The 25,465-nt window shown below is 72.5% G+C and carries 28 protein-coding genes; 18 read left to right on the top strand and 10 right to left on the bottom strand.

The genetic code is table 11. The annotated features are described in order from the left end of the window. Nucleotide 1 precedes the first annotated feature (1 nt). The 3 genes from ABZ321_RS09085 (at nucleotide 2) to ABZ321_RS09075 (ending at nucleotide 1,510) form a co-directional block, all read left to right on the top strand. Nucleotides 2-367, top strand: coding sequence for a hypothetical protein (locus ABZ321_RS09085; protein ID WP_344507663.1), 366 nt, complete (start codon nucleotides 2-4; stop codon nucleotides 365-367). A gap of 337 nt (nucleotides 368-704) precedes the next feature. Continuing rightward, a complete protein-coding gene (locus tag ABZ321_RS09080) occupies nucleotides 705-1,031 on the top strand; it encodes a metalloregulator ArsR/SmtB family transcription factor (RefSeq protein WP_344507661.1) in 327 nt (108 codons plus the stop codon). Next, nucleotides 1,028-1,510 (top strand): SRPBCC domain-containing protein, encoded by a 483-nt coding sequence (locus tag ABZ321_RS09075; protein WP_344507659.1) that lies wholly within the window; start codon nucleotides 1,028-1,030, stop codon nucleotides 1,508-1,510. Before ABZ321_RS09080 ends, ABZ321_RS09075 begins: the two co-directional genes overlap by 4 nt. Before the next feature lie 61 nt (nucleotides 1,511-1,571). Here ABZ321_RS09075 and ABZ321_RS09070 read toward each other — a convergent pair whose 3' ends face one another. Beyond that, nucleotides 1,572-2,387: a hypothetical protein gene (locus tag ABZ321_RS09070; RefSeq protein ID WP_354890420.1), complete on the bottom strand. Its 816-nt coding sequence runs from the start codon at nucleotides 2,385-2,387 to the stop codon at nucleotides 1,572-1,574. 140 nt (nucleotides 2,388-2,527) lie between these two features. On the opposite strand from ABZ321_RS09070, the gene ABZ321_RS09065 reads away from it, so the two are divergent. From ABZ321_RS09065 to ABZ321_RS09055, 3 genes are all read left to right on the top strand, one after another. Beyond that, nucleotides 2,528-2,959 carry a MarR family transcriptional regulator gene (locus ABZ321_RS09065; RefSeq protein ID WP_344507655.1) on the top strand — a complete coding sequence of 144 codons (432 nt, stop codon included), beginning with the start codon at nucleotides 2,528-2,530 and terminating at the stop codon, nucleotides 2,957-2,959. Between the two features lie 169 nt (nucleotides 2,960-3,128). Next, a complete protein-coding gene (locus ABZ321_RS09060; RefSeq protein WP_354890418.1) occupies nucleotides 3,129-6,260 on the top strand; it encodes a carbohydrate-binding protein in 3,132 nt (1,043 codons plus the stop codon). A gap of 57 nt (nucleotides 6,261-6,317) precedes the next feature. Next, nucleotides 6,318-7,724, top strand: coding sequence for a hypothetical protein (locus tag ABZ321_RS09055; RefSeq protein ID WP_354890416.1), 1,407 nt, complete (start codon nucleotides 6,318-6,320; stop codon nucleotides 7,722-7,724). A 49-nt stretch (nucleotides 7,725-7,773) separates the two neighbouring features. Here ABZ321_RS09055 and ABZ321_RS09050 read toward each other — a convergent pair whose 3' ends face one another. After that, nucleotides 7,774-7,956, bottom strand: coding sequence for a hypothetical protein (locus ABZ321_RS09050; protein WP_354890414.1), 183 nt, complete (start codon nucleotides 7,954-7,956; stop codon nucleotides 7,774-7,776). A 111-nt stretch (nucleotides 7,957-8,067) separates the two neighbouring features. Between ABZ321_RS09050 and ABZ321_RS09045 the strand changes: the two genes are divergently transcribed. The 3 genes from ABZ321_RS09045 (at nucleotide 8,068) to ABZ321_RS09035 (ending at nucleotide 10,688) form a co-directional block, all read left to right on the top strand. Continuing rightward, nucleotides 8,068-8,598: a hypothetical protein gene (locus ABZ321_RS09045; protein ID WP_354890412.1), complete on the top strand. Its 531-nt coding sequence runs from the start codon at nucleotides 8,068-8,070 to the stop codon at nucleotides 8,596-8,598. A 44-nt stretch (nucleotides 8,599-8,642) separates the two neighbouring features. Beyond that, complete coding sequence (locus tag ABZ321_RS09040) at nucleotides 8,643-9,083, top strand: MarR family transcriptional regulator (RefSeq protein WP_344507645.1); 441 nt, start codon at nucleotides 8,643-8,645, stop codon at nucleotides 9,081-9,083. Between the two features lie 165 nt (nucleotides 9,084-9,248). After that, on the top strand, nucleotides 9,249-10,688 hold the full coding sequence (locus ABZ321_RS09035; RefSeq protein ID WP_354890410.1) for an MATE family efflux transporter: 1,440 nt from the start codon (nucleotides 9,249-9,251) through the stop codon (nucleotides 10,686-10,688). Nucleotides 10,689-10,718: 30 nt separating this feature from the next. Here ABZ321_RS09035 and ABZ321_RS09030 read toward each other — a convergent pair whose 3' ends face one another. After that, on the bottom strand, nucleotides 10,719-11,339 hold the full coding sequence (locus ABZ321_RS09030) for a histidine phosphatase family protein (RefSeq protein ID WP_354890408.1): 621 nt from the start codon (nucleotides 11,337-11,339) through the stop codon (nucleotides 10,719-10,721). 42 nt (nucleotides 11,340-11,381) lie between these two features. Here ABZ321_RS09030 and ABZ321_RS09025 point away from each other — a divergent pair, with 42 nt between their 5' ends. The 4 genes from ABZ321_RS09025 to ABZ321_RS09010 all read left to right on the top strand — a co-directional run bounded on the left by ABZ321_RS09025 (nucleotide 11,382) and on the right by ABZ321_RS09010 (nucleotide 14,346). Continuing rightward, nucleotides 11,382-12,290 carry a sigma-70 family RNA polymerase sigma factor gene (locus ABZ321_RS09025; protein WP_354890406.1) on the top strand — a complete coding sequence of 303 codons (909 nt, stop codon included), beginning with the start codon at nucleotides 11,382-11,384 and terminating at the stop codon, nucleotides 12,288-12,290. Between the two features lie 53 nt (nucleotides 12,291-12,343). After that, nucleotides 12,344-12,910: a dihydrofolate reductase family protein gene (locus tag ABZ321_RS09020; protein WP_354890404.1), complete on the top strand. Its 567-nt coding sequence runs from the start codon at nucleotides 12,344-12,346 to the stop codon at nucleotides 12,908-12,910. Between the two features lie 7 nt (nucleotides 12,911-12,917). Further along, nucleotides 12,918-13,460, top strand: a complete 543-nt coding sequence (locus tag ABZ321_RS09015; protein WP_354890402.1) for a hypothetical protein — start codon at nucleotides 12,918-12,920, stop codon at nucleotides 13,458-13,460. Between the two features lie 109 nt (nucleotides 13,461-13,569). Further along, entirely contained in the window at nucleotides 13,570-14,346 is a 777-nt protein-coding gene (locus ABZ321_RS09010; RefSeq protein WP_354890400.1) for an aminoglycoside phosphotransferase family protein, read from the top strand. Between the two features lie 91 nt (nucleotides 14,347-14,437). Here ABZ321_RS09010 and ABZ321_RS09005 read toward each other — a convergent pair whose 3' ends face one another. The 6 genes from ABZ321_RS09005 to ABZ321_RS08980 all read right to left on the bottom strand — a co-directional run bounded on the left by ABZ321_RS09005 (nucleotide 14,438) and on the right by ABZ321_RS08980 (nucleotide 18,814). Then, complete coding sequence (locus ABZ321_RS09005; protein WP_354890398.1) at nucleotides 14,438-16,024, bottom strand: methyl-accepting chemotaxis protein; 1,587 nt, start codon at nucleotides 16,022-16,024, stop codon at nucleotides 14,438-14,440. Between the two features lie 66 nt (nucleotides 16,025-16,090). Next, nucleotides 16,091-16,489 carry a VOC family protein gene (locus ABZ321_RS09000; RefSeq protein WP_354890396.1) on the bottom strand — a complete coding sequence of 133 codons (399 nt, stop codon included), beginning with the start codon at nucleotides 16,487-16,489 and terminating at the stop codon, nucleotides 16,091-16,093. Between the two features lie 48 nt (nucleotides 16,490-16,537). Further along, nucleotides 16,538-17,317, bottom strand: coding sequence for a hypothetical protein (locus ABZ321_RS08995; RefSeq protein WP_354890394.1), 780 nt, complete (start codon nucleotides 17,315-17,317; stop codon nucleotides 16,538-16,540). A 269-nt stretch (nucleotides 17,318-17,586) separates the two neighbouring features. Further along, nucleotides 17,587-17,859 (bottom strand): hypothetical protein, encoded by a 273-nt coding sequence (locus tag ABZ321_RS08990; protein WP_354890392.1) that lies wholly within the window; start codon nucleotides 17,857-17,859, stop codon nucleotides 17,587-17,589. Nucleotides 17,860-17,868: 9 nt separating this feature from the next. After that, complete coding sequence (locus ABZ321_RS08985; RefSeq protein WP_354890390.1) at nucleotides 17,869-18,306, bottom strand: hypothetical protein; 438 nt, start codon at nucleotides 18,304-18,306, stop codon at nucleotides 17,869-17,871. A gap of 154 nt (nucleotides 18,307-18,460) precedes the next feature. Further along, nucleotides 18,461-18,814, bottom strand: a complete 354-nt coding sequence (locus ABZ321_RS08980) for a hypothetical protein (protein WP_354890388.1) — start codon at nucleotides 18,812-18,814, stop codon at nucleotides 18,461-18,463. Between ABZ321_RS08980 and ABZ321_RS08975 the strand changes: the two genes are divergently transcribed. The 3 genes from ABZ321_RS08975 (at nucleotide 18,740) to ABZ321_RS08965 (ending at nucleotide 22,291) form a co-directional block, all read left to right on the top strand. Further along, complete coding sequence (locus tag ABZ321_RS08975) at nucleotides 18,740-20,662, top strand: histidine kinase (protein ID WP_354890386.1); 1,923 nt, start codon at nucleotides 18,740-18,742, stop codon at nucleotides 20,660-20,662. The genes ABZ321_RS08980 and ABZ321_RS08975 overlap by 75 nt on opposite strands. Beyond that, a complete protein-coding gene (locus tag ABZ321_RS08970) occupies nucleotides 20,662-21,297 on the top strand; it encodes a response regulator transcription factor (RefSeq protein WP_344507721.1) in 636 nt (211 codons plus the stop codon). The genes ABZ321_RS08975 and ABZ321_RS08970 overlap by 1 nt, the downstream gene beginning before the upstream one ends. A 79-nt stretch (nucleotides 21,298-21,376) precedes the next feature. Continuing rightward, the gene (locus ABZ321_RS08965) at nucleotides 21,377-22,291 is read left to right on the top strand and encodes a GNAT family N-acetyltransferase (protein ID WP_354890384.1); all 915 of its coding nucleotides are present in this window, start codon (nucleotides 21,377-21,379) and stop codon (nucleotides 22,289-22,291) included. Between the two features lie 27 nt (nucleotides 22,292-22,318). Here the strand turns inward: ABZ321_RS08965 and ABZ321_RS08960 are convergent, their stop codons facing one another. Beyond that, nucleotides 22,319-23,839, bottom strand: coding sequence for a penicillin-binding transpeptidase domain-containing protein (locus tag ABZ321_RS08960; RefSeq protein WP_354890382.1), 1,521 nt, complete (start codon nucleotides 23,837-23,839; stop codon nucleotides 22,319-22,321). Nucleotides 23,840-24,025: 186 nt separating this feature from the next. On the opposite strand from ABZ321_RS08960, the gene ABZ321_RS08955 reads away from it, so the two are divergent. After that, entirely contained in the window at nucleotides 24,026-24,493 is a 468-nt protein-coding gene (locus ABZ321_RS08955; protein ID WP_354890380.1) for a hypothetical protein, read from the top strand. 86 nt (nucleotides 24,494-24,579) lie between these two features. Next, a complete protein-coding gene (locus tag ABZ321_RS08950) occupies nucleotides 24,580-25,356 on the top strand; it encodes an alpha/beta fold hydrolase (RefSeq protein WP_354890378.1) in 777 nt (258 codons plus the stop codon). The last annotated feature ends 109 nt before the right edge of the window (nucleotides 25,357-25,465 follow it).

Raw genomic sequence — 25,465 nt, 5'->3', positions numbered from 1 at the left:
GATGCCGAGGGTGGAGCTCGGTGAGGCGCTCGGCTGCGGTGTGGTCGACGTGGTCGGCGCCGTCGATGCGGTCGGCGTGCCCGACGCGGCCGGCGGTGAGGCGGAGGGCGCCCCGCTCGTCGTCGCCCCGGACGGTGGGGCGCTGGACACGGAGCCGCTCGGCCGGACGGACGCGCTCGCCGAGGCGGGCGCGGAGCTGCTGCGGGCGGTCCCGGCGCCGGTGGGCCGCTTGACGGGCTGGCCGGGCGCGGGCGTGCTCTTCCTGGCCGGCGGCGTCGCAGACGCGGACGTTCCCGGCGCCGGGAACGACAACAGGTCCAGCGGGCCGGTGAGCAGGAACGCGGCGACCAGTACCAGGGCCGCGTAGACCAGTGCCGCCACGCCGCCCAGGTGGAAGAAGAGTCGGATCCGCCGTCCACGTCGGCCCGTGGAATCTACGAAGACAGGTGCTGAAACGTCAGCGGTGGTGGTGACGTCGGCCGGGGCATTCACGGACACCGCGCCAGCATAGGAGCGGCCGGCCGCCGAAATCGCAGGAAGAACGGCCTCGGCGAACGGCATCGCCGAATCTCCCATCCCGCTCACCCGGCGATTCCCGCGGTCTCACCCGGGCGGTACCACGGCGCCGGCGCCGGACTCACCCAGCGATGGGAGTCTGCCCGCCGAGCTTGACATGTGACCTATAGGTCACATAACTTCGAGTAGTGGATGACGACGACCGCGTCTTCAAGGCCCTCGCGGACCCGAGTCGACGGTTCCTGCTTGACCTGCTCTTTGAGCGTGACGGCCGCACGCTGACGGAGCTGGAGTCGGAGCTGGAGATGTCACGCTTCGGGGTCATGAAGCACTTGAAGGTGCTCGAAGAGGCGGACCTGGTCGTGACCCGCCGGATGGGGAGGGAGAAGTTGCACTTCCTCAACCCGATCCCGATCCGCCAGGTGCACGACCGGTGGATCGACAAGTACACCGAGCACCACGTGACTGCACTGCTGGAGCTGAAGACCGACCTCGAAGGGGACGACGAACCATGAGCAGCACGCAGGTATACAAGGTCTACATCAAGGCGAGCCCGCAGAAGATCTGGGACGCGATCACCACGCCGGAGTGGACGTCGCGGTACGGGTACCGCGGCGCCAACCACATGGAGCTGCGCCCGGGCGGTGCGTTCCGGGGGATGTCGAACGAGGGCATGATCGCCGCGGGTGCGCCGGAGCTCGGCGTCGACGGCGAGATCGTCGAGGTGGAAGCGCCGTTCCGGCTCGTGCAGACGTGGAGGATGCTGATGGACCCGAACCACGTGCCGGAGGGCTTCACCCGCCTCACGTACGAGCTGAAGGAAGGCAAGGACGGCGTCACCTCGCTGACCGTCACGCACGAGATCGGCGACGAGGCGGGTCTGGCGGAGATGCTCGCCGGCGAGCTGGAGGACGTGGGCGCGGGCGGCGGCTGGCCGTGGATCCTCAGCGACCTGAAGTCGCTGCTGGAGACCGGCGTCGCCATGACGGACTGACACCGCGACGGCCGGTGCCACGGGGGCGCCGGCCGTCACCACAGGCCCATGCCAGCCAGGGTCAGCGCCACTCCTCCAGGTGCGCGGCGATGAACTCGCCCATCGAGGTCGGGCGTCGTCCGGTGATGCGTTCGACGTCGGGCGACAGCGGGGCGAAGCCGCCCGCCCGGACGCGGTCGTAGAGGTCGGCGAGGATGTCCCGCAGCCACGGGTCCAGGCCCTCGAGGCCCTGCTCGGCCGGCGGGTCGTCGGCGCGGACGGCCACGCCGAGGTGTGCGGACAGTTCGGCCGCGACCGCCCGTACCGGCAACGCGGCGGGACCGGTGATCGCGTACTCCCGCCCGTGGTGGTCGAGCGGCGACAGCAGGACGGCGACGGCGACCGCCGCGATGTCCCGCGCGTCGACCCAGGCGATCGGCGCGCCGCCGGACGGCAGCCGGAACACCCGGCCGGCGCGGATGTCGTCGCGGTAGAAGCGCGGGTCGGTCAGGACCTGGTGGAACCAGGAGGGCCGCAGCACGGTCCAGCCGGCGGCGCGGCCGGTGACGGCATCCTCGACCCGCCGGGCCCAGTGTCCGGCGGCCAGCGAGCCGGCGCCCTGCTCCGACAGCAGCACGACATGGGCGGCGGGGTTGAGGTCGATGAGCCCGGCCACGTGCTCGGGCGCCTCCGGCACGTCCGGCCGCATCAGGTACACCGCGTCCACGTCCTTCACGGCGTCCGGCCAGGTGCCCGGATCGTCCCAGGAGAACGGGACCGCCGCGCCCGGCTGCGACGACCCTTCCCGGACGACCAGCCCGGGCCGCCGCCGCAGCCGGGCGACCACCTCCCGCCCGGTCTTGCCCCTGGCGCCGGTCACCAGCACCGTGCGGCTCATCGCGCCCCCTCCAGCCGTGCCAGGTGCCACTCCCGTGCTGCCACGCCCATGCCTGCCTCCGACATAGATACTTGATGCAATCAAGCATCATCGTAAGCACGAGAACTTGAGGCAATCAAGCTTTTTGGTAGACTGATCCCGTGGCCGTTCCGTCGGGCCCGGTGACCGCGTCGACCGACGCCGAGCGGGCGATGTTCCAGTTCGTCGACGCGTATGACCGCGCCTACGAGACCGCCGCGACGAAGCACGGCCTGAGCGTGGCGCAGGCCTGCGTCCTCGGCCGGCTCGCCGACCCCCGCGGCATGCGTGAGCTGGCCGACGAGCTCGGGTGCGACGCGTCGAACGTCACCCAGATCATCGCCCGCCTCGAGGGCCGCGCGCTCGTCCAGCGCCGGACCCACCCGAGCGACCGCCGCTCCCGGCAGATCGTCCGGACCCCTGACGGCGACGCGCTCTACGCCGGCTTCGAGGAGTCGTTCGCCTTCGCCCGCGCGGCGATCGCCAACCTGAGCCCCGAGGAGCAGGACCGCCTCACCGCCCTGCTCCGCAAGGCCCTCGGCACCACGGACTGAAGGAGTCATCCTACGTATCTGGCAGCGGGAAGCCGTAGATCACGGATAGTCTCGGACGAAGTAGAGACCAGGCAGGCATTGACGAAGACAGACGTCCAATGTTAACTGCTTGTCACACGAGACTCGACGGCGCGAGGCTCCCGCTCCACGTATGCGAAGGAGAGTTCCTGTGGGCAAGCCCCGCCGACTCGCCCTGCTGGCGGCCGCCACCGCCTTGATGGGCACGTTCATCACCATGATCCATGGACAGAGCGCGACGGCGTCGACCACCGACGAGGTGTTCAACCCCGGCACCGGCGCGCTCGACGTGAACTACGGCTCGTACCTGAGCAAGCACGACATCGTCTACAACAGCCCCCAGACCAACCCGCTGTACGGGCTCACCGTCGGCAACGGCAAGACCGGCGCGATGGTCTGGAACGCCAACGGGCTCACGATGCAGGTCTCCGGCGTGGACCTGTCGCCGCAGTCGGCGTTCGCGGCGGGCCTGGTGAACCTCAACACCAGCCCGGCCCTCGACGCCGGTTCGAGCTCGTATCAGCAGCGGTTGTCGCTGTACGACGGCACGCTGACCACGAAGTACGACAACAACCGCACCGTCACGATCATCGGCGTGCCCGGGTCCGAGGTGATGGGCGTGCACGTCGAGGACGGCCGCACCGGGCTCGGCACGACCACCCTCGACCTGAGCATGTGGGACCCGGCGAGCGTCACCAACAGCGCCGACGTGCCGAACCTGGACACGTGGAAGCAGGTGAGCACGTTCGCCGACGCGACGGCCGCCGGGTTCAGCCGCGGCCAGAACGACCCGAACAACTTCGGCTACACCCTCGCGGCGACGGTCGAGGGCGCCGCGTACACGACGCAGGTCGTCAACGGCACGCGGGTACGGCTGAACATCACGCCGACGGCGAACTACACGATCTGGTTCACCGCGGCGAGCCGGGTCAACTCCCCCGGCGCCAACTCCGTCACGCAGGCGCGCAACCAGCTCGCCGCGGCCAAGAGCACGGGGTACCTGACCAACCTGAACAACTACCGCGACTGGTGGCACGCGTTCTGGGCGAAGTCGTTCGTCCAGTACTCCGGCGCGGCCGGTACGGGCGACTACCTGGAGAACGTCTACTACCTGTCGACGTACATGATCGCCGCCGGTGGGTACGGCAACTACCCGATGCACTTCATCAACGGCGTGTTCCGGGCGACCGAGGACCGCACCAAGTGGAGCAACGGGTACTGGTTCTGGAACCAGCGGGACGTCTACAACTCGTTCCTCGCCTCGAACCACGCCGACCTGTTCGCCACCGAGAACCGCCTGTACAGCCGCAACCTCGCCGCGTTGAAGGCCTACACGCAGACCAGGTACGCGATCGACGGGCTGTGGGTGCCGGAGACGATGGGCTGGGACGGCAACGCGCGCGGCACGATCAACAGCGACTACGTCAACGACATCTACTCCACCGGCACCGAGGCCGCCTACAACATGTACCTGCAGTACCGGTACACCAACGACACCGGCTACCTGCAGAACACCGCCTACCCGTACATGCGGGAGGTGGTGAAGTTCTACCAGTCGAAGCTGAGCTACGACTCCGGCACCGGCCGCTACTACATGGCGACGTCCAACGCGCACGAGACGTACTGGGACGTGAAGAACGCGATCACGGACCTGGCCGCGGTACGGCTGATCTTCCCGCTCACGATCCAGGTCAGCAACCAGCTCGGCCTCGACGCGGGGCTGCGGGCAGGCTGGCAGAACGTGCTGGACCGCATCGAGCCGTACAAGACCAGCAACGGCGCGTGGCTGCCGCACGACCCGCCGGCACCCGCGCAGCAGCGCAACGGTGAGAACGTCACGTCGGAGCTGATCTGGCCCTACGACCTGACCGGCATCGGCGCGCCCGACTTCCAGACCGCGCTCAACAGCTGGAACACGCGGCCGAACCCGTACAGCAACGTGTGGGCCAACGACGCGGTGCAGGCCGCCCGGCTCGGCCTCGGCGACCAGGCGCTGCAGGGCATGAAGCTGATGCTGCAGCGCTACCAGAACTACCCCAACGGCATGACCAACAACACCAACGGCGTGTTCGAGTACCTCGGCGTGCACCTCGCGGCGATGAACGAGACGCTGCTGCAGTCGTACAACGACAAGATCCGGGTGTTCCCCGCGGCGCCGAACGACACGAACTTCGTCGGCAGGTTCACGCTGCTGGCGAAGGACGGGTTCCTGGTCAGCTCGGAGCGGGAGGGCAACGAGACGAAGTACGTCGGCCTGAAGAGCCTCTACGGCAAGCAGGCCCGGGTGGTGAACCCATGGGGCACCGCCGAGATCCGGGTGCGGCGCGCCTCCGACAACGCGGTCCTCGCGACCACGACGTCCGGCGAGGTCACCTTCGGTACCGCCGCCAACACCGTGTACATCGTCGAGCGGACCGCGAAGCCGCTGACCTCCTACAGCTCGACGTCGCTGTCGGGCACCGCCAACAACGGGGTCAAGGCGCTCTCGGGCACCGCGTCCACGCTCGGCACGGGCGGCGCCGGCACCCCCGGCCTCATCAACAACACGGCGCTGACCTACGACGCGAACTGGCACCTCACGACCGGCCGCGGGTACGGCGACTACAACGACGACACGCACCACTCGACGACCGTCGGCGCCGCCGCCAGCTACACGTTCACGGGCACGGGCGTCGAGCTGCTGTCGGAGCGGTTCAGCGACATGGGCAACATGGACGTCTACATCGACGGCACGCTCCAGACGAACGTCAACCTGTACGTCGCGGGCGCCCGCCAGGCGCAGCAGGTGGTGTACAGCAAGACCGGTCTGACGAACGGCACCCACACCATCCGCGTCGTGAACAAGACGACGTCGGTCGGCATGATCGACGCCCTGCGGATCATCACCGGCGGTACGCCGCCGGCCGGTGGACAGTCGCTGATGGCGCAGGTCAACAGCCGCTACGTGACCGCCGGTTCCAGCCCGTTGATCGCGAACTCGACGACGGTCGGGACGGCGCAGCAGTTCGAGGTCGTCGACCTCGGCGGCGGCAACGTCGCGCTGAAGGCGAAGGTCAACGGCCAGTTCGTGTGCGCGGAGAACGCGGGCGCCAACCCGCTCGTCGCGAACCGTGCCACGGCCGGTTCGTGGGAGACGTTCCGCCTGATCCGCAACGCCGACGGCACTGTCAGCCTGCAGGCGACCGTCAACAACAAGTACGTCGTCGCGGAGAACGCCGGTGCCGCCGCTCTCATCGCCAACCGTGACGCGATCGGTCCGTGGGAGAAGTTCCTGCTCTCCTGACGCGCAGCGGGGCGGGCCCGCCAGCCCGCCCCGCTTCCCCGGAAGGGACACAACTGCATGCATCTGACCCGACGCGGGTTGCTCGGCGCCTCCGCCACGGCGCTGGGCCTCTCCGTGCTTCCGCTCGCCCCGCGCGGCGCCTCGGCCGCCGCCGGGCCCGCGCCCAACGTGCACGTCTTCTACTACCCGTGGTACGGGACCTACCGGCACTGGGACCAGGGCGGGCACACGCCGCCGCAGGATCTCGGCGCGAACTACTACCCGGTGCGCGGCGCGTACAACTCCGGGGACGCCGCCGTCGTCGAGCAGCACATGGCGTGGATCGCGGCCGCCGGCATCGGCGTCGTCGTGACCAGCTGGTGGGGGCAGGGCTCCTACGAGGACAACCTGGTGCCGCTGATCCTCGACGCCGCCGCCAGGAACGGGCTGAAGGTCGCCTGGCACCTGGAGCCGTACTCCGGCCGGACCGCCGCGTCGACCGTCGCCGACATCAACTTCATCATCGCCCGGTACGGGTCGCACGCCGCGTTCTACCGCGACACGGCACACGGCAACCGCGGCGCGTACTACGTGTTCGAGAGCCTGCGCATCGCCGACTGGACCGCGCTGGACCAGGTGCGGGGCTCCTCGATCGTCCTCGCGCAGACGACCGACACGAGCAAGGTCGCGCACTTCGGCGGGATGTACACCTACGACGGGATCGCCGCGGCGACCGCGCCGGGGTGGGCGAACGCGAACGCGTACTGCCGCGCGAACGGCCTGGTGTGGGCGCCGTCGGTCGCGCCCGGCTACATCGACGACCGGGCCGTGCCGGGCAACACGACGCCGACGCTGGGCCGCGACAACGGCGCCGCCTACGACCGGGCCTGGAACAACGCCCTCACCCAGGGCGGCACGCCGTCGTGGGTGTCGATCACGTCGTTCAACGAGTGGCACGAGGGGTCGTCGATCGAGCCCGCGTCGTCGAACCCGCCGTCGGGGTACGGGTATCTCACCTACTCGGGTGCGTACGGTCTCACCGGTACCGCGGCGGAGACGGCGTACCTGACCCGTACCAAGTACTGGGTCGATCGTTTCGTCCCCGGTACGGGTGGCGGCATCGGCCTGCGTGCAAGGGCGAACGGCCGGTTCGTCACCGCGGCCACCGGGACGCTGATCGCGAGCGCGACGGCGTGGGAGCCGTTCGAGCAGGTCCCGCTCGGCGGTGGCAACGTCGCGCTGCGGGCCAGGAACGGCCTGTTCGTCTGCGCCGAGAACGCGGGCGCCGCGCCGCTGGTCGCGAACCGGGCGACGGCGGGCGCGTGGGAGTCGTTCCAGCTGCTCAACAACGGCGACGGCTCGTTCAGCCTGCGGGCGAACGTCAACGGCCGCTACGTGTGCGCGGAGAACGCGGGGGCGGCTGCGCTGATCGCCAACCGCACCGCGATCGGGCAGTGGGAGAGGTTCGACCTCGTCACGCCCTGACCGTCACCGGCAGGGGCCCGCGCCGGCCGCGCGGGCCCCTGCCCGGCCTTCAGCCGGTGCGCCCCGACCGGGTGAGGAAACCGCGGGCCGTCCACAGCGCGCCGAGCACGATGGCGCCGACGACGGCGAACGTGGCCAGGCCGCCGGAGTCGAGGAACGCGAGGATCGCGATCGCGGCGCCGTAGCAGACGGACAGGACCAGCATGATGTTCATCGACATCCGGGGATTCATACCCGTGATCGTGAACGAGCCGGCCGCCGCCGCGCTGCCACCGGTCGATGGCACCGCGAGTCCGACGACAGCTGGATGCGGGCGACCTCCGTGGTGCGGGATGCTGTCCGGATGATCGCCGTCCATCCCCCGGCGGCCGCGGCGGGCGGCGTCGATCCGGGGCAGCACGAGTGGTACCGGCTCGCCGGGCGGTGGCACGCGGCGTTCGCGCTGCTGGACCTGCTCGCCGCCGGGCTGGTGGCGGTCGACGGTGAGCTCGGGGCCGGGCGGCGGGTGCTCGGCGTGGCGCTGCTCGCGGCCCTCGCCGGCTGGTACGCGGCGGTCGGGGCGAAGCGGTTGCGGCTGCCCCGCTCCACCGGCGGCTGGCGCTACGTGGCGGTGGCGGGCGGCCTCGCCACCGCGGCGTTCGCGGCGGCGCCCCCGGCCGGGGCGCTGCTGGCCGTGCTGTTCCCGCACGTGTGGGCGATGCTGCCGACCCGGCACGCGGTCGCCGGGACGGCCGGGATCGTCGTCGCGCTCAGCGGGGTGCTCGCCGCCCTGGTAAAGAGCCACGTCATGCGCATCTTCGACAAGCTGGGCGTGAAGGACCGCACCGCGGCGGTCACCACCGCCATGGCCCGCGGCATCCTGCCGCCCGCTTAGTTCGAGCCTTGACTGTTAGACCTCTAACTTTTAGAGTTCTCATCATGGACGCGCCGGAGCTCACCACGACCCTCGACCTGCTCCGCTGGATCGGTTGGGCGCAGCGGAAGGCCGGCGAGGACTGGATCCGGGCCCGCGAGCTCAGCCACGAGCAGAGCTTCGTGCTCGGCTACCTGGTCCAGCACCCCGGCGCGATCCAGCGTGACATCGCCGAGATCACCCGTACCAGTGCCGCGAGCGTCACGAGTCTCCTCCAGGGGCTCGAGCGCCGGGAGCTGGTCGAGCGCCGGACGGAGCCCGGCAACGAGCGCAGCAAGCGCGTCTACGCCACCGCGGCGGGCGCCGAGCTGATCTCCGGGTTCGACACCGCGATGGCCGCGGCCGAGGCGACGATCCTCGCGCCGCTGGACCAGGCGGAGCGGGCCACCCTGCACGCCCTGCTCACGAAGATCACCTCGGAGCTGCCGCAACCCACGCGGTCGTGACCAGGCCGTAGGCCACCCAGCAACCCCTCACCCGCGTCGACGGCTCCGTCGGCGCGCGGATCAACCCGCACCGCGCCGGACGGTTCCGTCGGCGTGCCCACAAACCTGTCACCGTGCCGGCGGACGCCGGCGCGTGCTCAAGCCTGCCCGGAAAGGAGCGGTCCCATGAGCAGCGCGACCCTCGAATCCCCGGTGGCCACCGACGCCGCCGGCACCAACCGCTGGTACCTGTCGACCGCGCCGATCGTCCGCGCCCTCGTGCACCTGTGCGTGCCGATGGCCGCCGCGATGATCGTCACCGCCGTCTACAACCTCGTCAACGCCGGCTTCATCGGCATGCTCCACGACACCGCGCTGCTGGCCGCGCTCACGTACGGCGCACCGATCCTCGGCCTGGTCATGGCGGTCGGCAACGTGTTCGGCGTCGGCGGCGGCGCCCTCGTCTCCCGGCTGCTCGGCGCCGCCGAGCACGACCCCGCGAAGGCCGGCGGGATCCGGCACGTCGCGTCGTTCTCGGTCTGGGGCTCCGTCATCGTCGGCGCCGTGTCCGGCGGGCTCGGCCTGGCCCTGCTGGACCCGCTCGTGTCGCTGCTCGGCGCGGACGCCGCGGCCGTCCCGGCGACGAAGGCCTACGTCGGGGTGATGCTCGCGTTCGTCCCCGTCCTCACCGCCGCCGTGTGCCTCGAGCAGCTCGTGCGGGCGGAAGGCGCCGCCCGGCAGGTGATGACCGGCCTGATCGCGTCCACGGTCGCGAACCTCGCCTTCGACGTGCTGTTCATCCTCGTCCTGCACTGGGGCGTCGCCGGGGCGGCCCTGGCGATGGGCCTGGCCAACGTCGGCGTCATCGCGTACTTCGCGACCTGGCTGCACCGCAACAGCGAGCACATGCGCATCGCACCGCGCTGGTTCACGCTCGCCCGCACCGTCGTGGCGCCGGTCCTCGGGGTGGGCGTCGGCACCCTGCTGCAGTCCGCGTTCCTGATCGTCACGTCGCTGGTGCTCAACAACCTCGCGGCCGCCTACGGCGACGGTCCCCTCGCCGCGATGGGCGTCGCGGTCCGCATCGCGCAGGTCCCGGAGTTCCTCGTCATGGGTGTGACGCTCGGGGTGCTGCCGCTGCTCGCGTACGCCTACGGCAAGGGCGACCGGCAGCGTCTCACCGCCGCGCTGCGCGGCTCCGCGATCACCGTCGGCGGCATCGCCGTGACCTTCTCGGCGATCGTGTTCCTGCTCCGCGAGCAGGTGTTCACCGCGTTCGTGGCCGACCGCTCGGTCCTCACCACCGGCCTCACGATCCTCACCGCGCAGCTCGTCGCCATGGTCGCCAACGGCTTCACCGGCCTCCTCACGTCGCTGTTCCAGGCGACCGGCCGGGCCGTCGCGGCGACGGTGATGTCGATGACGCAGGGCATCCTCTTCGTGCCCGTCGTGCTGCTCGGCAACCTCTGGTTCGGCCTGCCCGGCATCATCTGGGCCCTCACCGTCACCGAGGTCACCGTCCTGCTCGCCGGTGTCGTGCTGTGGCTCGCCTCCCGCCGCGCCATCGACCGCGGCCTCGCCGAGGGCAGCCCGGAGCGCGCCGAGCAGGCCCTCGAAGCGGCCTGAGCGGCGCCTTCCCGGAAGCGTCCTGTGCTGTCAGCGGACGTCGTTGCAGCGGCGCAGCGTCCAGCGGGGCGCGGGCCAGGCCGTCGGGTCGCCGCCGGTCGTCCACTCGGTGACCGACGCCGGCGCCACCGCCAGGTCGAACGCCCGGTCCAGCGGCTGGGCGGCGAGGGCGTGGAAGGAGCTCTCCACCGTCTCGGCGTGGCCGACCAGGATCGCGGTGCCGCCGCGGCGCAGGTGCGCGATGTCCAGGATCGCGCGGCCGGTGCGGGCGATCAGCTCGGCCCACGTCTCGTTGCCCTCCTGGGACGGGCGGAACACGCCACCGCCGGGCACCCCGTGCGCAGCGTGGAACTCGCGCATCGGCATGCCGTCGGCGTAGGACGGCGTATGCCAGGTGCACAGCCCGCAGTGCTGCTCCGGGACGGCGGCGAACGCCGCGGCGATCGGCTCCGCCGTCTCCACGGCCCGGCGCAGCACCGACGAGTACACGGCGACCGGACCGGCGACCTCCTCGCGGAGGCGCTCCGCGAGGCGGCGGGCCTGCCCGCGGCCGGCCTCCGTCAGGCCCTGGCAGCCGTTCGGCCCGCCGACGACCCCGGCCGTCTTGTGCACCGACTCGCCGTGTCGCACGAAGAGCAGCCGCGTTTCCATCCGGTCATGATGGCAGCGGGCGCGTGCGGCAGGATGGGCGGCGTGGAACTGGACCTGCACCGGGGTGAGCTGACCGCGTACTGCTACCGGATGCTGGGGTCGTTCCACGACGCCGAGGACCTGGTGCAGGAGACGTTGCTGCGGGCCTGGAACGCGCGCGACCGGTACGACAGCGACCGCGCGTCGGTGCGGACGTGGCTGTTCCGCATCGCCACGAACGTGTGCCTGACCGCCCTCGAAGGGCGGGCGCGGCGGCCGCTGCCGTCGGGGCTGGGCGCGCCGAGCGACGACCCCGGCGCGCCGCTCACGCCCGCGACCGACATCCCGTGGCTCCAGCCGTTTCCCGACGCGCGGTTCGACGCCGACGCCCGCACCGACCTGCGGCTGGCGCTGATCGCGGCGATGCAGACCCTGTCGGCGCGCCAGCGGGCCGCGCTCGTGCTCCGCGAAGTCCTGCAGTTCAGCGCCGCGGAGGTCGCCGAGCAGCTGGACACCACGGTGCCGGCGGTCAACAGCGCCCTGCAGCGCGCCCGGGCGGCGGTCGCCGCGTGCGACCCCGGCGTGGTCGCCGAACCCGGCGACGCCAAGGTCCGCGGGGCCGTCGACCAGTACGTCCGGGCGTTCGAGGCCGCCGACGTGTCCGCGCTGGTGCGGCTGCTGACCGACGACGCCGTGCTGGAGATGCCGCCGGTGCCGCTGTGGTACCGCGGGCGCCGGGACTACGGGCGGTTCATCGAGCGGGTCTTCCAGATGCGCGGCACCGGCTGGGTCATGACGCCGCTGACCGCCAACGGCCAGCCGGCGGTCGCCGCGTACGCGCCGCAGGCCGACGGCGTACACCACCTGCACACGCTGCAGGTCCTCACCGTCGTCGACGGTCGGGTCGCCCACAACGTCACGTTCGCCGACCCGGCCGTGCTCGAATTGTTCAATCTGCCGAAGGTGCGATGAGTTCCGCCGGTGCCGCCGGTATGTACGGGTGAGCACCGACAGAAGGGACCATCATGAGCGTCATCGTCATCGAGTTCATCACCCTCGACGGAATCGTGTCCGACCCGGACGGGTCCGGCGGCACCCCGGCGGGCGGCTGGGCGTTCCGGCACGGCCCCGCGTCCGTCGCCGGCGACAAGTTCCGCCTCGGGCCGCTGCTGGACGACGGGGTCATGCTGCTCGGCCGCACCACGTGGCAGCTGTTCTCCACGCTCTGGCCCAAGCGCGACGACCCGTTCTCCCAGCGGATGAACGCCGTGCCGAAGCTGGTCGCCACCAGTACCCTCGAAGACACCACCGCCTGGCCCAACTCGCGGGTCCTGGAAGGCGACCTCGTCGCCGCCGTCAAGCAGGAGCAGCGGGACATCGTCGTCACCGGGAGCCTGAGCGTCGTGCACACGCTGATGGCGGCGGACCTGGTCGACGAGTACCGGCTGCTGACCTTCCCGACCGTGCTCGGCACCGGCCGGCGGCTCTTCCCCTCCGACGGCCCGCCCACCTACCTGGAGACCGTGTCGGTCGAGCAGGTCGGCGCCGCGGTCCTCACCCGGTATGCCCGGCCGCGGACCGCCTTGGCATGATCGCCCGATGGGCGTCATGTACGACTACTTCGCCGCCGGGTCGGACGAGCGGGCGGCCGCGGTCCTCGACCTGCCCGCCGGCCCGGGCGGTCCGCTGCCCGCCGTGCCGGGGCTGATGGACCGGGTCCGCGCCGGGGACATGGCCGCCCTCCAGGAGCTGCGGACCCCGCGGGTCCGCTGGGGCGAGCACGGGTTCCAGGTCCTGGAGGTGAAGGGCCTCGACCCGATCGTCACCCTGGCGACCCTGGAGGAGCTGATCACCGGGGTCGCCTACGACGACATCGTCGAAGGCCCGCGCGCCGGCGCCGACATCACGTCCGCGGACGACGGCGAGCGGATGGTGGTGACCGTGACCGACGAGCTGCAGCTGGCCCTGGCCCGGTGCTCCCCCGACGACCTGGCGCGGGCCGCCGCGGCCTGGGCGCGGACGGAGGAGCTCGGCGGCGACGGCGACGTGGAGCCGCTGACGGTCTTCCTGGGCGAGCTGGCGATCCTCGCGCGGGAGGCCCTCGGCCGCGGCGAGCGCCTGTACTGCTGGGTCTGCGTCTGACCGGCCGAGGTTGACAGCTCCCCGCGGCCGGATCAGAGTTGTCCGGTGCGGGAATGAACTCCTCGCCTGGGTTGAGGCGCAGCTGGACGGTCGTCAGGCGATCCGGGCCGTGCGGTCGCTGCACGGCGGCGAGAGCCCCTGGTGGATCGATGTGGCACCGGCGTCCGCGCTGGTGCTGCGGTGCCCGAGCAGCCGGATCACCGCCGAGCAGATCGCGACGAACGCGGCGGCGCTGACCGTCGCGGAGCGGCACGGCCTGCCGGCGCCCCGGCTGCTCGCGGCGTCACTGGACGGTCCCGCGCCGCGGACCTTGGAGACCGTCGTGGCCGGGACGAGCACCTGGCCTGCCGCGTGCTCCGCCGAGCTGCTCCGGGCGGCGGGCGCCGCGCTCGCCCGGGTGCACGCCGTCGCCCTGGACCCGCTGCCGCGGCTGCCGTTGCGGCCGCGGCCGATCGCGGTCGACGACTTCGCGGCCGACCGCCGGGCGGGCCGGATGCCGGCGACGCCGCTGCTGCTGCGGGCCGACGCCGTGGTACGGGCGCTCCCGGCACCCGGTGGGCCGGCGGTCTTCGTCCACGGCGACGTCTGGCCCGGCAACACGATCGTCGTGGGTTCCGCGGTGCGGGCGCTGATCGACTGGAAGACCGCCGGCGCCGGCTCTCCTGGCGTCGACCTCGGCGAGCTGCGCAAACAGGTCGCCATCCTGTACGACGACGACGCGCCCCGGCTTGTCCTGGAGGGCTGGGAACGCGCCGCCGGGACGCGCGCCGCCGACGTCCCGTACTGGGACGCCGTGGCCGCCCTCAACACGCCGACGGCGCTCTACAGCCCGCATGCGACGTCGCGACGCGATGCGTTCCTCCGGGCCGCGATCGCCCAGCTGTGACGCCGGTCAGCGGATGTGGCTTGCTGTGACGCTGGTCGGTGGATCGGCTTGCTGTGACGTTGGTCGGCGGATCGGCTTGCTGTGACGTTGGTCAATACCTGAACACGGACACTGTCCGGCGCAGGTCGCCGGCGATGCCGTTGAGCTCCGCGGCCGTGTCCGCCGTGCCCTGGGCGACGCCGGTGGTCTCGTCGGCGACGGTGGCCACGCTGGTGACGTTGGCGTTGATCTGGTGGGCGCGGCCGGCGACCTGGCTCACCGTGCGATTCATCTCGTTCGTCGTCGCCGACTGCTCCTCGACCGCCGCCGCGATGCTCGTCTGGGCGTCGCGGATGGTGGTGATGACGCCGCTGATCTGCTCGATGGCGGTGACCGCGGCGGTCGAGTCGCGCTGGATCGCCGCCACCCGCTGGGCGATGTCCTCGGTGGCCCGGGCCGTCTCCTGGGCCAGGTCCTTCACCTCGGTGGCGACGACGGCGAAGCCCTTGCCCGCGTCGCCGGCCCGCGCCGCCTCGATGGTCGCGTTCAGGGCGAGCAGGTTGGTCTGCTCCGCGATCGACGTGATGAGCTTGACCACGGTCTCGATCTCCCCGGACGACTGGCCCAGGCGGTGCAGCACGCCTGCGGCCTCGGCGGCGTCCCGGACGGCCCGGTCGGCGGTCCCGGCCGCGTCGGAGGTGCTACGGGCGATCTCCCGGATCGAGGCGCCGATCTCCTCGGAGCCCGTGGCGACCGAACCGATGTCCTGGCTGATCTGGTCCGTCTCGCGGGACGCGGCCCGGGCCTCGACCGCCGACCGCTCGGCGCTGCCGCTCATGCCGCCGGCGGCCTGGCTGAGCCGCTCCGACGCGGAGGAGACCCGCCCGACGAGCTCGTCCACCCCGCGCAGCGACTCGCCGAGGCGCTCGAGGCCACGGTTGAGCGCGGCGCCCATCCGGCCGACCTCGTCCCGGCCGGCCACGTCGAGCCGGCCGCCGAGGTCGCCCTCGGCCATCGACTCCAGGACGCCGACCGTGGCGCGCAACGGCCTGGCGATCATCCGGCTGATGGCCCACACGAGGGCCGCGGCCAGCAGCACCGCCGCCACGATCATCCCGGCGATGAGTGCCCGGGAGCGGTCGTACGCGCGCTGCGACGTCGCGAGGGTGTCCCGGGCCTTGGCGTCGACGGCCGCGTCGAGCCGGTCCAGCGCCTGCTGGCCGGCCGCGAGGAGCGGGTCGGCCTTCGTCTTGCGCAGCGCGGTGAGCTGCTCCAGGTCCGCGTCGGCGACCTTCGCCAGCGGCAGCACCTCCTGCTCGAGCACCGCACGGTAGCCGGAGAGGGCCTCCTCGAACCGGGTGTGGTCCGCCGGGTCACCCGCCGCCGGCAGCACCTTGAACTCGTCCCACGCCTTGTCCAGCGAGGCGTTGGCCTCGTCGATCGAGGCGAGCGCGGCCTGCCGGTCGGCGTCGGAGGTGACCATCGCCAGGTTCGCGACGTGGTTCTGCACCATCAGGAAGTGCAGCGCGACGGCGTCGAGGTCGGCGATGTCCTGCAGATTGTCGCTGTACATGCCGCGCAGCCGGTCCTGGGCGGCGCCGAGCTGGCTGACCCCGAGCATCCCCACCGCGACGAGCAGCACGCACACCACGGCCACCGTCGACGCCAGCTTCCCGGCGATCGGAAGGTTCCGAACCATCCCAACACCCCCTTGCCCCGCCAATCGGCCGCGCGGCGCCCGGCTTGAGCGTTGCCGCGCGAAGGGTCAGGCGTCCGCCTCGACGGCGAAGGTGTTGCCGTCCGGGTCCCGGAACCAGGCGATCCTCCCGCCGCCGGCCCGCGCGGTGATCCCCTTGGCGTCCTGCTCGTACTGCTCGTAGCGGCTGAGCTCGACACCGGCTGCGACGAGTTCGTCGACGACCTGGTCGATGTCGTCGACGTACCAGGTGGCGAGGGTCGCCGACGTCTGCCCGGCGGTGACCGACTGGTACACGTTCAACGCCGGCCCGCCCCCGGACTCGTAGACCCGGCTGCCGCCCGCGATGTGCGCACTGGGCCCGGACCACACCGCCCGCAGCCCCAGCCCGCCCTCGTAGAACGCCACCGCCCGCTCGATGTCCGACACGGCGACCGAGGTCCTGACAGCGTACGCACCCAACGGCATACCCCACCTTCTCACGCCCACGGCGCCAGCGTCGGGGAGTATGGCGGCTCAGTAGCCGAGCGCGGTGGCGGCGACGGAGCGGAGTTCGGCGGCGACCGGGGCGGGCAGGTACAGGTCGGCGAGGTCGCGGGGTGAGTCGCGGAAGACGATGCCGTAGAGGGTGACGGCGTCCAGGTAGCGGGCGGTGTCGTTGGGGTGCTTGCCGTCGGGGTCGATGAGGAACGGGGCGCCGTGGGTGGCGATCAGTGTCTCGAACGCGTCGGCGATCGGGGCCACCACGTTCGGGGTGGGCAGGGCGGCTGACAGGGCCGCGTAGTTGGTGTCGATCGCCGTCTTGGCCGCGGCGCGGGACGGGAACGGGGCGGGGTCGACCAGGGCCCAGTTCTTGAACAGCACGACCCGGCCGCCGGGCTTCAGGGTGCGGCGGAAGGTCGGTGCGTACAGGCTGAGCAGGGTGCCTTTCGCCGCGGGCAGGTTCGTGGCGACGAGCGTGCTGTACTCCTGCAGGACGATGACGTCGTAGCGCCTGCCGCCGCCGAGCGCCCGCGCGACGAGGCCGCCGTCCCAGGTCTGCCGCAGCGTGTAGCCGGAGTGGATCACTTCGGTGACGGCGGCGGTACGGCCGGCGGACGAAGCGAGCCGCCGGACCAGCGCGGGCGTGTCCTCGCCGGTGGCGGTGGTGAACGAGCCGAGCAGGCTGTTGCCGACGAACAGCACGTCCAGCACGTCGGCGCGGGCGCTTCCCTGGGACGTCCGCGGCGCCACCCACACCAGGACGGCGGCAAGCAGCACGACGACGGCGATGTACGCCCGGTGACGGTATGGCATCAGGCGCGACCCCCGAACGCGACTACAGACTGTGCTCGATCAGCGTGGGGACCGTCGCGCCGGCTGTCAATCCACCGAAGGGTGCCGCAAGGTAGGGCAAACCCCCGACGGAACCGGCCTGCTGCCTGGACTGCGCCGGCCGGGTGGGGCCGGGTTTGCTGGTACCCGTGCAGCGGGGATCACGAAGCGGACGGCGGCAACTTCGCCAGCCTGCCGGCCCTGTGCGGACTGCTCTGGTGGCGCTTCCGGAGGTCCCGGCGATGGCGCGCCTACGCCCGGACGGTCGGTGTCCTCGCCGCCGCCACCGTCCTGTGCACGGCCCCGTTCGCCGCCGCGTTCCTGCTCCACGGCGGCCACGTCGCCGCGACCGGCACCGCGCTCGGCCTGGTCGAACGCGCCGTGGTGGCCCTCGACGCCGCGATGATCGCCACCCTGGCAGTCTGGTCCTGTGCCATGCCCGCACCGCCCGGCACCCGGGCACCGGCCCGCCCGGCCCGCGGGGCGAAGCGCCGCCGCACCACCCGGCTGCGGGGTGCGGACATGCGCGCCGCTCAGGCGGCGGCCGGCGATCTCCTCCGGGCGAGCGCGCCGAGGGCGGTCCCGGTGCTGCCGACCACCGTGAGCGCGGCGAGAAGCACGCAGATCCAGCGGTCGTCCGCCGGACGCTCGTCCGTCTCGATCCGCACGTGGTCCGCCTCGATGCGGATGGGCTCGCCCCGGTAGAACGTCACCCGGACGGGACGGTCGCCCGCGTTCGGCGGGTACTTGACGTTGGTGGTCATCGTCAGATGGCGCCCGGCGACATCCACCTGCGCGAGGCTCGTCGTGACCGAGGCCAGCGTCCCGTCGAGCTCGGCCAGGCATCTCGCCGGCGTGAACTCCTGCTCCCGCGTGCACTGCGGCGCCGTGCGCAGCCGCTCGTCCTCCACGTCGCTGCGCCAGGCGAGCAGCAGCAGACCCGCACCGACGACCCATCCCACGGCCACCATGACCAGTAGCTCTCCGTTGGTCCAAGGTCGCTGCATCGCCCGCATGGATCAATGCTCGGGCACCAAGCGAGCCGCCGCAAACGCCTTTGCCGCCGCGGTACACCGGACGGCACCCATGAAGCAGTGGCTGAGTCGCGACCGCGTCGGCGGTGCTTCAGGCCTCACCGTGCTCGGCGGGGGTGTGGAGCGCGACGGCGGCGAAGGTGGCGACGAGGGCGACGTTGACGGCGACGGCGAGCCAGCCGATGTTGGCGATGTGCGCGACGGGCCAGGCGAGGGACGCGACGGCGAGCAGGACGACCGTCCACAGTGGCTGGGTGCGGCGCAGGACGGCGGCGCCGAGCAGGAGGGTGAGGGGGAAGAACAGGCCGAGCGGCTTGATCAGGGTGGCGGCGCCGGACGCGTCGACGAGATCGGTGTCGCCGAGGGAGACGTGGATGGTGTTGAACCCGTAGGCGACGTTGCCGGCGGCGCCGAGCGCGCCGACGGCGCCGCGCTCGGCTGGCACGTCGGGAACCTGCACAACGGGCTGATCGCGGCGGCGTTCACGGCGGTCGGGCTGTTCGTGCTGCGGCGCAGCCCGCGCAACCCGGAGGGGCGGCTGTTCGTGGCCACCGGCGTCGCGCACGCGGTGATGTACGCCGGCCGCCAGTACGGGCTGCATCCGGGACCGCTGCCGGGCGCGTCCTGGGTCGGCTGGTGCGGCGTGTGGCCGCTGCCGCTCGTCCTGGTGCTGATCGGCGTGACGGTGATGGGCTTCCCGACCGGGCGGCTGCCGTCGCGGGCCTGGCGGCCGGTCGTCGGCGTGCTCGGCGCCGTCGGGCTGGTCCTGTCGGCGGTGTCGGCGCTGTGGCCGGTCGAGTACGGGCGGACCGGGCTCGTCGCCGCGCACCCGCTGCACCTGCCGGGCGCCGCGGCGGCGGAGGCGTTCTACGGGGTGGCGCGGCCGGTCGGGTACCTGCTGCTGCAGCTGACGTGGGTGGCCTGCGTCGTCGTCCGGATGCGGCAGGCGCGCGGCGACGAGGCGCGGCAGCTGCGCTGGTTCGTGTACGCGGTGACGGTGTCGGCGGCGGTGATGCTCGTCGGGCTCGCGGTGTGGCGCTCACCCGTGCCCGGTGCGCTGACCGCGCCGCTGATCGGGGCGGCGGCCGGTGCGGCGATCCTCAAGTACCGCCTGTACGACATCGACCCCGTCATCAACCGGTCGCTGGTGTTCGGCGCGATGGCCGTGGCGGTGACCGCCGGCTACGCCGTCGTCGTGACCGGCGTGGGGCGGCTCGTCGACGGGCACGGCACGCTGCTGTCGCTGGCCGCCACAGGGGTGGTCGCGGTCGCGTTCGAGCCGTTGCGGCGCAGGGTGCAGCGGATCGCGGACCGGCTCGTGTACGGGCGGCGCGCCACCCCCTACGAGGCGCTCGCCCGGCTGTCGGCGCACCTGACGGCACCCACCGGCGGGCTGCTCGACGGGATCTGCACCACCGTCGCCGATGCGGTGGGCGCCCGGGAGGTCGTCCTGTGGACGGGACCGCCGGACGCGCTGCGGGCGGTGTCGGTCTGGCCCGCGGCATCGCCCGTACCGGACGGGGCGCGGCGGCTGGAGGACCTGGTGGCGGTGCCCGTACGGCATGACGGCGGGTTCCGCGGCGCGCTCACCGTGACGAAGGCGCCCGGCGAGCCGCTGTCGGCCGCCGAACAGCGGCTCGTCGGTGACCTGGCCGCGCAGGCGGGGCTGGTGCTGGAGCTGCGGGCGACCGCGCAGCGCCTGGTCGCGGCCGGTGACGCCGCCCGGCGGCGGCTCGAACGCGACCTGCACGACGGCGCGCAGCAGCGCCTGGTGACGGTCGCGATGGAGCTCGGCGGGGTGGTCCGCTCGGCGACCGCCGCCGGCGCCGACGACGTCGCCGCCCAGGCCTCCGCCGTACGCGAGCAACTGCTGGAGGCGACGGCCGAGCTGCGGGAGATGGCGCGCGGGCTGCACCCGGCGGTCCTCACGCAGGACGGCCTCGAGGCCGCTGCCGGCTTCCTCGCCGACCGCTCGCCGCTGCCGGTGCGGCTCACCGTGTCGGTGGGGCGGCGGCTGCCGGCCGAGGCGGCGGCGACCGCGTACTTCGTGGTGAGCGAGGGCCTGACGAACGCCGCCAAGCACTCCGGCGCCACCGTCGTCTCGGTGACGGTCTCGCTGACCGCCGCGGGTCTCGTCGTGGAGGTGGCGGACGACGGCACGGGCGGCGCGGCGGTGCGCCCCGGCAGCGGCCTGGAGGGGCTCATGGACCGGCTCGCGATCCTCGACGCGCGGCTGACCGTCGACAGTGGACCGGCCGGCACCCGGCTGCGGACGGTGATCCCGTGCACGTGATGCTCGCCGACGACGGCGTCCTGTTCCGCGAGGGCATGGCCCGCATCCTGACCGAGGCCGGCTGCACCGTCACCGGTCAGGCGGGTGACGTCGCCTCGCTGCTGGCGCAGGTGCGCGCCGCTCCCCCGGACGTTGCGGTGATCGACCTGCGGATGCCGCCGGGCTTCGCCGCCGAGGGCATCGAGGCGGCGGCCGCGATCCGCGCGTCGGCGCCCGGGGTCGGGCTGATGCTGCTGTCGCAGTACCTGGAGGTGCACCACGCGCTGCGGCTCATCACCGAGTTCGACGGCGGGGTCGGGTACCTGCTGAAGGACCGGGTGTCGGACCTGACCGCGTTCGCCGTGGACCTGCGCCGCGTCGCGCACGGCGACACCGTCATCGACCCGGAGCTCGTCTCCAGGCTGGTCGCCCGCCGCCGCGAACGGGACCCGCTCGACGACCTCACCGACCGCGAGCGCGCGGTGCTCGCCCTGATGGCGCAGGGCCTGTCGAACGCGGCGGTCGCCGCCGACCTGCACCTCGCGATCAAGACCGTCGAGGCGCACGTGACGTCCATCTTCACCAAGCTCGGCCTGGTCCAGCACGAGCGCGAGCACCGCCGCGTCCTCGCCGTCCTCACGTTCCTGCGCGCCTGAGGCTGCTTCCTGCGCGCCCGAGGCTGCTTCCTGCGCGCCCGAGGCTGCTTCCCGCGCGCCCGAGGCTACGATGCGCACCGTGAGCTCCTCGCTGACGGTGCGCCCGGCCAGGGTCGAGGACGTCGCGCAGATGGCGCGGGTGATCGTCCGGTGCTGGCGGGAGACGTACCGCGGGCTCATGCCGGACGAGGTCCTCGACGACCCCGGTCTCGTGCCCCGCCGGGAGCGGTTCTGGACCGCGGCGCTGACCGACGAGCGCTACCGCGCCAACCGCGTGGCCGTCGCCGAGCGGGACGGCTCCCTGATCGGCGTCGCCATGTCCGGCCCTCCGATGGACCCCGCGGCGGCGTGGGCGCGGCAGCTGTACGTGCTCTACGTGCACGCGGAGGACCACGGCACGGGCGCCGGGCCTGCCCTGCTGGAGGCGGTGCTCGACCCAGGCGAGTCCGCGGCGCTGTGGGTGGCCGACCCGAACCCCCGCGCGCAGGCGTTCTACCGCCGGCACGGCTTCGCCGCCGACGGGACCGCCCAGGACGACGACGGCGTCCGGGAGATCCGGATGGTACGCCGCCGACACCGGCACCCCGAGCTCGGCGCGTTCGAGGCGTCGCCGTTCGAGTGGCGCGCGTTGTCCCCGGTGCGGCTGGCCGGCACGGACGAGGTGACGCTCGTCCTGACGCCGATCGCCGGCGTCGACGACGGTCAGGGCCCGCTCTTCGACACGGCGGCCGGCGTCGTGCGCCGCCTCGACCCGCACGCGCTGCGGCGCACCGTCGCCGAGGCCTGCCTGGACCTGTACAACGACACCTGGCGGCAGGACGACGCCGAGCTGGACGAGCCGGCGTTCACCGCCCGCATCACCCCGGCCGCCGTCGACGTCACCGAGGAGGACGTCACGGTGTACCTCGACGACGGCGGCCTCTTCGGGCAGCACTCCATCGTCGTGTACCTCGACCTGGACCTGACGGTCATCGACGTGAAGCTCGCCGGCTGACCTGGACGCCCTCACGAAGCGCGCCAATTAGGCGAGCGCGACCTCGCGCGGCGGGGCGGTGAAGTCGCGGACCGGCAGCGGGGCGAGGCCGTCGTGCTGGACCGCGGCGACCGCGCCGATCGCTGCCTCGGGCACGCCGGCGGGGATCCCGGCCTGGCCGGTGCGGGCCCACGGCGCGGTCGCGATCATGCCGGCGGTGGCCAGCTGGGGTCCGGTGATCACGACGGAGCAGGCGCGGCGGCCGTCCATCACGCCCGACTGGCCGGCCACCGGGCGGCCGACGGTGGCCCGGACGGTGGTGGCCGGCACGGCACCGGCGCCGCAGCGGTCGCCGAACGCGGACGTGTCGCCGACCGGGCAGCGGGCGGCGTCGATCGCGGCGCGGGCCACCTCGGGGCGCAGCACGGACTCGCAGTTCGGGCCGACGCCGGGCACCTGCGCGCCGGTGGCGTCGGTGACCTTGGCGGCGGGCAGCGGGTCGCAGTGGGTGCCGTCGGCGGCGAGGGTGGCGTACGCGTTGGCCAGGTCCAGCGTGCTGGTCGCCGAGACGCCGAGGGTGAACGCGCCCCACGTCGCGCTGTTCTTGCCCAGCATCTGGTCCTCCTTGGCGCGGAAGGTGATGCCGAGGCGCTGCGCGAGGGCGACCGCCTTCTCCACGCCGATCCGCTCCTCCAGCTCCACGAAGTAGGTCACCACCGTGTGGCCGAACGCGTCCCACATGGTCCGCCGCCCCGACTGGTACGCCTTGTCGCCGGCGTTCGTGGGGCAGTAGTACCCGCCGTTGCAGGCGGCCGGGCTCTGCGGGTCGATGCGGAACTTCGACTGGTACACCTTCTTCGTGTCGATCGCGTGATCCAGTGTCAGCCCGCCCTCCAGCGCCGCGGCGAGGGTGAACATCATGAACGGCGCGCCGGCCTGCGTGCCGGGCATGTTCTCGTCGCCGGCGACGAGCGAGTCCGTGGCGTCCGGCCCCGTGTACGGCCACGCCGGCGGACCGTCGCCCGACGGCACGCCGGTGCTCGCGGCGGCGGCCGCGCGGCGGAAGTTCCGGTTCACGGCCATCGCCCGGATCAGCCCGGTGCCGGGCTCGATCGACGCGACGGAGAACACGTTCGGGTCGGCGACCGGCACGACCGTGTCGACCCGCTGCTTGGCGGCGGCCTGCAGCTTCGGATCGAGCGAGCCGACGATGCGGTACCCACCCTGCCGCAGCCGGCCGGTGCGCTCCGCCTTCTCGGTCCCGAACGCCTCCTGCCCCTGCCACCAGGTGACGACGGAGTCGCAGAAGAAGCCCCAGTCGTTCACCGGCACCCGCAGGCAGCTCTCCCGCGGGTCCTCCGTGTCGAACCGCGCGATCAGCGTCGTGCCGTCCGCCGCGAACAGCTCCGAGGCCCGCGCCGCGGGCGCGGCGGTCCCCTTCGGCGGGTCGGTGTCCCCGGACCGCCAGACGACGACGCCGACCACCGCGGCGATGACCAGGACCGCCACCAGCAGCACCGTCCGCCGCCAGCCCGGCCGGTCCTGGTGCGCCGACTCGATGATCGACACGTTCGGCCCGTCCCCCGCCACCACAGCCCCCCGTCGTTCGTCGTTCGTCGTTCGTCGTGAAGGTCGGATGTTATCGACTCACGCCGCTACCCGCTGCCCACCGAAGGTTCGTGCAAGGAATACCGAAGGTCGGCGGTCCACGGTGTACGGGCGCCATCACCGGCGCCTGTCCACGAAGGACCCGTCATGTTGAAGAAGCTGCTCGTCGTCCTCACCACCGCCGCCCTGCTGGTCGGCCTGTCCGGCGTCCCGGCCCACGCCGTCCTTGTCAGCACCGATCCGATCAAGATCACTGAGCAGGAACTCGACTTCGGCGCCGACCCGTGGATGATCGGCGCCCCGCTCAACAGGGCCGTCCTCGGCTGGGACAACACCAACGGCCTGCGGAGCGCGATCCTGTCCGGCACGCTGTACATCAACAACGCCTCCGGCACCTGCGCCCGGATGCGGCTGGAGTCCTACGACGCCAACCACAACCTCGTCAACAGCCGCAACGACGGCACCTTCTGCGCACCCAACGGCGCGCTGCACTCCCGGATCGTCTACTTCGCCGCCCCGGCCAGCGCCAGCATCACCCACGCCCACGCCGTCCTGCAGGTACAGAACTCCAACGGCACCTACTCCGACGCCGGCACCGACTACGCCGACTACTGATCGTCGCCCGGCCGCCCGGCCCGCCGCCACACCGAGCGGGCCGGGCGTTCTCCTCGTAGGGTCGGAACGGACGAGGAGGGATGACGATGGAACAGATCACCTCGAAGGACGGCACGACGATCGTGTTCGACCGGATCGGGCAGGGGCCGGCGGTGGTGCTGGTCGCCGGGTCGGCCTCCGACCGCTCGGACAAGTCTCCCCTGGCGGAGCACCTCGCCCCCGACTTCACCGTCCTGAACTACGACCGCCGCGGCCGTGGCCCCAGCGGCGACACGCAGCCCTACGCGGTCGAGCGGGAGGTCGAGGACATCGCGGCGGTGATCGACGCGGCCGGCGGCGAGGCCGGGCTGTTCGGAGGGTCCTCGGGCGCGGCCCTGGCGTTGCTCGCGGCGAGCGCCGGCCTCCCGGTCACGAAGCTCGCGATGTGGGAGCCGCCGTACCTGCCGGAAGGCATGCCGACGCCACCGCCGGACCACGTCCGGCAGCTTGAGACGATGGTCGCCGACGACCGGCGCGACGCCGCGGTCGAGTACTTCATGTCGACGGTCGTCGGTCTGCCGCCGGAGGCCGTCGCCGACATGCGCCGGAAGCCCTTCTGGGCCGAGACCGTCGCGCTCGCGCACACGCTCGCCTACGACGCCCGCATCCTCGGTGACTACCGGCTCCCGGTCGACCTCGCGAAGCACCTGACGCTGCCGACCCTCGTGCTGGCCGGCGGCAGGGACATGCCGTTCATGCGCGACACCGCGACGGCCCTCGCCGCGCTCCTCCCGGCGGGCGAGGCACAGTTCCTCGACGGCCAGCCCCACAACGTCGACGCCGCCGCCCTCGCCCCCGTCCTGAGGGCCTTCTTCACCGCCTGAACCGACGCAACCAACCGACTGGGCGGCGTCCAGTTGATCGAATAGCGGATCCGGTCGCCATGGCAGCCGGATCCGCGATTTGATCATGCGCGAGCCACGGGAATGCCGC

The organism is Dactylosporangium sp. NPDC006015 (genome assembly GCF_040614215.1).
GTDB classification, from domain to species: domain Bacteria; phylum Actinomycetota; class Actinomycetes; order Mycobacteriales; family Micromonosporaceae; genus Dactylosporangium; species Dactylosporangium maewongense.
This window is presented reverse-complemented; position numbering and strand designations above follow the sequence as displayed.

Bases quoted from the DNA above. Each gene is read 5' to 3' on its own strand.
- ABZ321_RS09075 (WP_344507659.1), top strand. From the start codon at position 1,028: ATGAGCAGCACGCAGGTATACAAGGTCTACATCAAGGCGAGCCCGCAG.
- ABZ321_RS08995 (WP_354890394.1), bottom strand. From the start codon at position 17,317: ATGCCATACCGTCACCGGGCGTACATCGCCGTCGTCGTGCTGCTTGCC.
- ABZ321_RS09055 (WP_354890416.1), top strand. From the start codon at position 6,318: ATGCATCTGACCCGACGCGGGTTGCTCGGCGCCTCCGCCACGGCGCTG.
- ABZ321_RS09015 (WP_354890402.1), top strand. From the start codon at position 12,918: ATGGGCGTCATGTACGACTACTTCGCCGCCGGGTCGGACGAGCGGGCG.
- ABZ321_RS09000 (WP_354890396.1), bottom strand. From the start codon at position 16,489: ATGCCGTTGGGTGCGTACGCTGTCAGGACCTCGGTCGCCGTGTCGGAC.
- ABZ321_RS09035 (WP_354890410.1), top strand. From the start codon at position 9,249: ATGAGCAGCGCGACCCTCGAATCCCCGGTGGCCACCGACGCCGCCGGC.
- ABZ321_RS08950 (WP_354890378.1), top strand. From the start codon at position 24,580: ATGGAACAGATCACCTCGAAGGACGGCACGACGATCGTGTTCGACCGG.
- ABZ321_RS09085 (WP_344507663.1), top strand. From the start codon at position 2: ATGCCGAGGGTGGAGCTCGGTGAGGCGCTCGGCTGCGGTGTGGTCGAC.
- ABZ321_RS09045 (WP_354890412.1), top strand. From the start codon at position 8,068: ATGATCGCCGTCCATCCCCCGGCGGCCGCGGCGGGCGGCGTCGATCCG.
- ABZ321_RS09030 (WP_354890408.1), bottom strand. From the start codon at position 11,339: ATGGAAACGCGGCTGCTCTTCGTGCGACACGGCGAGTCGGTGCACAAG.
- ABZ321_RS08955 (WP_354890380.1), top strand. From the start codon at position 24,026: ATGTTGAAGAAGCTGCTCGTCGTCCTCACCACCGCCGCCCTGCTGGTC.
- ABZ321_RS08970 (WP_344507721.1), top strand. From the start codon at position 20,662: ATGCTCGCCGACGACGGCGTCCTGTTCCGCGAGGGCATGGCCCGCATC.
- ABZ321_RS09005 (WP_354890398.1), bottom strand. From the start codon at position 16,024: ATGGTTCGGAACCTTCCGATCGCCGGGAAGCTGGCGTCGACGGTGGCC.
- ABZ321_RS08985 (WP_354890390.1), bottom strand. From the start codon at position 18,306: ATGGTGGCCGTGGGATGGGTCGTCGGTGCGGGTCTGCTGCTGCTCGCC.
- ABZ321_RS09020 (WP_354890404.1), top strand. From the start codon at position 12,344: ATGAGCGTCATCGTCATCGAGTTCATCACCCTCGACGGAATCGTGTCC.
- ABZ321_RS09070 (WP_354890420.1), bottom strand. From the start codon at position 2,387: ATGAGCCGCACGGTGCTGGTGACCGGCGCCAGGGGCAAGACCGGGCGG.
- ABZ321_RS09040 (WP_344507645.1), top strand. From the start codon at position 8,643: ATGGACGCGCCGGAGCTCACCACGACCCTCGACCTGCTCCGCTGGATC.
- ABZ321_RS09050 (WP_354890414.1), bottom strand. From the start codon at position 7,956: ATGAATCCCCGGATGTCGATGAACATCATGCTGGTCCTGTCCGTCTGC.
- ABZ321_RS08990 (WP_354890392.1), bottom strand. From the start codon at position 17,859: ATGTCCGCACCCCGCAGCCGGGTGGTGCGGCGGCGCTTCGCCCCGCGG.